Source organism: Methylobacterium sp. CCH5-D2 (genome assembly GCF_001556475.1).
GTDB classification, from domain to species: Bacteria; Pseudomonadota; Alphaproteobacteria; order Rhizobiales; family Beijerinckiaceae; genus Methylobacterium; species Methylobacterium hispanicum.
The window spans coordinates 1-4793 of sequence record NZ_LSIX01000817.1 but is presented as its reverse complement, the minus strand read 5'-3'; the positions used below and the strand labels follow the sequence as shown (position 1 = coordinate 4793).

5 protein-coding genes are annotated in these 4793 nt (G+C 72.4%); 1 reads left to right on the top strand and 4 read right to left on the bottom strand.

The annotated features are described in order from the left end of the window. The 4 genes from AX737_RS21555 to AX737_RS33515 form a co-directional block, all read right to left on the bottom strand. The coding region (locus tag AX737_RS21555; RefSeq protein WP_197430673.1) for an efflux RND transporter permease subunit at window positions 1–781 on the bottom strand (781 nt) is incomplete at its 3' end. A 14-nt stretch (window positions 782–795) separates the two neighbouring features. Beyond that, window positions 796–2145 (bottom strand): efflux RND transporter periplasmic adaptor subunit, encoded by a 1350-nt coding sequence (locus AX737_RS21550; protein ID WP_012752978.1) that lies wholly within the window; start codon window positions 2143–2145, stop codon window positions 796–798. A gap of 134 nt (window positions 2146–2279) precedes the next feature. Beyond that, the gene (locus tag AX737_RS21545; RefSeq protein ID WP_050772664.1) at window positions 2280–2642 is read right to left on the bottom strand and encodes a hypothetical protein; all 363 of its coding nucleotides are present in this window, start codon (window positions 2640–2642) and stop codon (window positions 2280–2282) included. A gap of 480 nt (window positions 2643–3122) precedes the next feature. Next, window positions 3123–3596, bottom strand: coding sequence for a helix-turn-helix transcriptional regulator (locus tag AX737_RS33515; RefSeq protein WP_153874036.1), 474 nt, complete (start codon window positions 3594–3596; stop codon window positions 3123–3125). 34 nt (window positions 3597–3630) lie between these two features. Here AX737_RS33515 and AX737_RS21535 point away from each other — a divergent pair, with 34 nt between their 5' ends. Further along, window positions 3631–4635, top strand: coding sequence for a DUF6634 family protein (locus AX737_RS21535; RefSeq protein WP_153874037.1), 1005 nt, complete (start codon window positions 3631–3633; stop codon window positions 4633–4635). Window positions 4636–4793 lie beyond the last annotated feature (158 nt).

Sequence of the window (4793 nt, the reverse complement as noted above, 5' to 3'; positions counted from 1 at the left end):
CGACGTAGCCCTCGCCGTTGTCCTCCAGGTAGCGGGCGCCCTGGTTGGCGTTGTTGGCCTCCAAGGCCCGCGCCACGTCGGAGAAGGAGAGGTCGAGGGCGGTGAGCTTCGTCGGGTCCGGCTGGACGTGGTACTGCTTCTCGAAGCCGCCGATGCCGTCGACGCCGGCCACGCCCGGCACGGTCTTGATCTGGGGCCGGATGATCCAGTCCTGCACCGTGCGCAGGTACGCGGCCCGCTCCAGCTCCGTCCTGAGCCGCTGGCCTTCCGGGGTCAGGTAGCTGCCGTCCGGTTGCCAGCCCGGCTTGCCCGCAGGCGACACCGTCCGCTCGTCCGGCTTCGCGTAGTGGATCGACCACATGTAGATCTCGCCGAGGCCCGTCGAGATCGGGCCCATGCGGGGCTCGGCGTCGGGCGGCAGGTCCTGCTTGACCTGGGACAGGCGCTCGGCGACCTGCTGGCGGGCGAAGTAGATGTCGAGCTTCTCCGCGAAGACCGCGGTGACCTGCGAGAAGCCATTTCGCGATAAGGACCGGGTGTATTCGAGGCCCTTGATCCCGGCGAGCGCGGTCTCGACCGGGTAGGTGACCTGCTTCTCGATGTCGATTGGCGAGAGCGAGGGCGCGACCGTGTTGATCTGCACCTGGTTGTTGGTGATGTCGGGGACCGCGTCGATGGGCAGCTTGGTCAGGGCGTAGCCGCCGAAGCCGGCGGCCAGCAGCGACAGCAGCAGCACCAGCCAGCGCTGGTGGACCGAGAAGTCGAGGATGCGGGAGATCATGGGCGGGCTCTCGCTCAGTCGTTGTCGCCGGTCGCGGCCTTGCCGAGCTCAGCCTTGAGGAGGAAGGAGTTGGCGACCGCGATCTCGTCGCCCGGCCTCAGGCCCGAGACGACCTCGTAAGCATCGTCGTCGGAGCGCCCGAGCTCGATCTCGCGCTTCTCGAAACCGGTGGCCGTGCGCACGAAGACGACCTTCTCGCCGGCGACGGTCTGGATCGCGGCCTTCGGAACCCGCACCTTGACCGCATCCTGGCCGACCTCGACCTCGGCGGTGACGAAGGTTCCGGGCCGCCAGGCCATGTCCCGGTTCGGCAGCCCGACGATGACGCGGGCGGAGCGTGTGTCCGGGTTCAGGATCGGGCTGACGAAGATCACCTTGCCTTCGGCCTGCTTGTCGGCGTCGCCCTGGCTCGGGGTGACCAGGACCCGCGCGCCTTCCTTGACCTTGGCCAGTTCGGTGGTTGGCACCGCCAGTTCGATCCAGACGGTGGACAGGTCTGCGACCGTATACAGGTCGTCCGGGTCGCCCTGACCGCCGACGTCGGTGCCGAGGTCGACCTTGCGCTCAACCACGCGCCCGCTCAGCGGTGAGCGCAATTCGTAGCGGCGCAGCGTCGAGGTGTTGGGCGTGGTCTCGTCCCGTTTGGCCGCGCTCGCCACCTCGGCGGCGTTGAGGCCGAGGGCGGAGAGCTTCTGCCGGGCGAGGTCGACGCGAAGCTGCGCCTCCGAATAGACGGCCTTGGCATTGAGGAAGGCCGATTCGGCCGAGATGCGCTTTTCCCAAAGCGCCTGCTGCCGATCGAAATTGGTCTTCTCAAGCTCTGCCTTCACTGAGGCGGTGAGATACTCGCTCTTGGCGTCCGCGACCTCGCGGCTGTCGAGCACCGCGACGACCTCACCCTTCACAACCTCCTCGCCCAGGCGCTTGCGCATCTCGGCCACAATCCCGACCACGCGCGCGGGCACCCGGGCGATCCGGTCGGCGTCCGGCGCGATGGTGCCGGGAACGAGAAGGTGGCGCGCGAGCGTGCCCCCCTCCACCGTCACGACCGTGATGTCCTGCCCGGAAACCTGCTCGGGCTGCATCTTGATCACGGTCGGCTCGGCCTCTCCCCCACCCTCCCCGTGCGGATGCTTGGCGGTCGCAGGCCCGGTCTCCGGCTTCGCCCCTCGCGGGCGGGGATGCTCGCCCGCGGGCTCCGGGACGTCGGTCTCGGAGGAGGGCTGACCGGCGGCGGGCGCCGGGTGGATCCTCGGGACCCCGACCGAGGCGAGGGCGTCCTGGACGAATTCGGACACGCGGGGAACGGCACCGCCGATGGCGATGCCGGTGGCCAGGATGACCACGGACAGGAGAATGCGCATTGAGCCTGACTCGACCGGGACGCCGCTTGCCCGCCTGCGCGGCGGTGACGGTCGATCCCGCATGTTCACGTAAGGTGATCGACTGGCCCGGCGGATCGCCGGGCGGCCCGTGCCACCTCGGTGGCGCGGTCACCTCAGGCGCGAGGAGGCCTCGACAGCCGGTCCGGCCAGGTCGACGCGAGCGCGCCGACGGACCGGGACCGGTTGGGCTGGGCAGCCGCCGCGGGCGCCGTCGCGGGAGCGGCGTCCGCGGTGATGGCCTGGTGGCAGCTGCAATGCACGTGACAGGTCACGCCCGGATCGGACGTGTCGGTCGCGGAGCCGTCGGCCGGCGCGACCACCGAGAGTTCCGTCCCGGCAGGTGCCTTGCCGTGGTACGCGAAATCGGCTGCCAGGCCCAGGTCGGGAGCGGCGATGAGCAGGACGAGCACGAGCGCGAGCAGGCGCAGGGCGGTCACCGACCAGCCACGCCCGGCGTCGAAGCTCTTCTGCCGCATCCCGAGGGTCATCCCCGTCCTTATGGCGATTCGAGGCCGCGGATACAATCGGGTTCGTCGCGGTGCGGCGTCGGATCCCAGGCGGTGTCTCCGTACGCCGCCCGCCAATCGTCGTCGCGACGATGAGAGACGTGGTGCCCGCGGCGGCCCTGGCCGCCGTCCGGCATCATGGCGGTCCCGCGGCCCGCAGGGCGGGCGTCATGGTTTCGGGAGGCCGGGTTCGCCGCGGCCTCGAACGGAGGCACCGCCGGCCGTGGCGGCATGCCCCGCTCCCGGCGGTACCCTCACCGGCGGGCACCCCGGCGCCGGGCCGCGGGCGCACCGGCCGGACGCCGCCCCGGCTCGGGCCCGCGATGCGCTCACCAGGGCCGCCGGCGGGACCCCGGGACGGATTGGCCGCGGGATGACCGAGGCGCGTCGACCGGACCCCGCCGGACGCCGCCCGTGGCCGAAGGGCGGAGGCGGCCCGGCCCCGGGGCCTCACGGGCGGTCGGAGGGCGCCTCGTTCTTGCGGGGCGAGCGCGACCTTCGGTCGAGCTCGGACCGCGCCATCCCCGTCACGACGCCCGTGGCCCCGTCCCCGTGCACGAAGCGGGCGCCCTGCCCTTCCAGGGCCTGCCGGAGCCGCAGGGCCAATCCCTCGCTGAGGTCGGAGAACGCGTTCTCGTAATCGTTGATGCTCTTCTTCGACACCATCGACAGCTCGCGCAGATCGGATTGCGAGAGCCCGAGGAGGGCGCGCGCCGCTTGGCACAGGTACCCCGGCACCGGTTTTTCCGGTGGATAAGCATTAACCTTCGGGAACAGCAGCAGGTCATGGTACGGCTCTCCGCATTGAAAAAGCTTTATACCAATGATATAATTCCATTCGATTTCAGACGAGACGGTTTCGTGGCTGTCGGTGGACTTGGTGTCCGCGGACGGCTTCGGGCGTGCATGCTGGGGGTCTGCCATGATCGCTGCGTTCTTCGGTGCCGACGGACGTTCCGTGAGTGCCCATGCTGTCCTCGTGGCGACGCTCGCCGCCGCCGCCGGGCGGCCGGCGACGCTGGCGCGGATCACCCGGCCGGCCGAGCCGCGGCTGCCTCGCGGCACGAGGTTGCCGGACGCCGTCCGCGTTGTCGAGCTTCAGGCCGCCTCGGCCGAGGCGGCGGTGCAGGCCGCCTGTGAGGCCGCGACGGCCCGGGACCGCGAAGGCTGGCTGATCCTCGACCTGCCCGCCGAGTGCCTCGCCGCGCCGTCCCTGCGCGCGCATCTCGACGCGGCCGTTCTGCCGGTCGGCCCCACGCCGCTCGACGAACACTTCGCGGCCGCCGTGCTGGGCGACCCGCGCCTCGTGCCCCCCGTTCAGGCCGGGCCCCCGGCCCCGGTCTGGCTGCTCGGCTGCGGCCGCTCCGGCGGCGAGCCCGCCGTGGCGCGCTTCGAGCGCTCGATGCGCGCGGCGGTCCGAACCGGCGCTCCCGACGCGGCCGATGCGATCCGGGCCTTGCCGGTCGCGCTGCCGCGCCTCGGCCCGTCCGACGCCGCCGGCCTCGTCGTGGGCACCCTCACGTCCCGGCTCCTCTGCCAGGGCCTCCACCTCATCGCCGCCATCGAGGCCGCCGCCCGGCACCCCTCCGCCGCCCCGTTGCGACGGCAGGACCTGGCCGAGAGCCTCGGCCCGGCGCCGTCCGCCGGCGGCGGCGCGGACCACCGCGACACGGGCGAGCGCCTCCGCGACCTCGCCGAGGCGCTGGAGGCCATCGAAGAGGGCGCGGGGCCGTCGCCGCAGGACCTGGCGGACGCGCCCCTGCTGGAGGATTGGGACGTCGGGCTCCGGGCCGTGAGGGCCTTGACCGGCGTCGTCTCGGGGCACCCCGACTTCCCCCGGCCGTGCCGGATCAGGACCTCCGAGGTCTACGCCTCGGACGGGCGGACCTGGGTCCGGACCTATTCCCGCTGGTACAGGCTCGGGAGAGCGGTCGGCGACACGGCGCCCACGACCCTGCAATAGGCCGGCCCCGGCCGACGGCGCGACGCCGCGGCAGACCGGGCTGCGGATCACCCCCGCCTGACGGCGGGAGGCACCGCCCTCCCCCGGACCGTGCGCCGTCGGCCTCGCTGTCGGCCGGGAGCCGGCCGGCGTGGCCACGCCCGGTCGCGGCCGGCTCC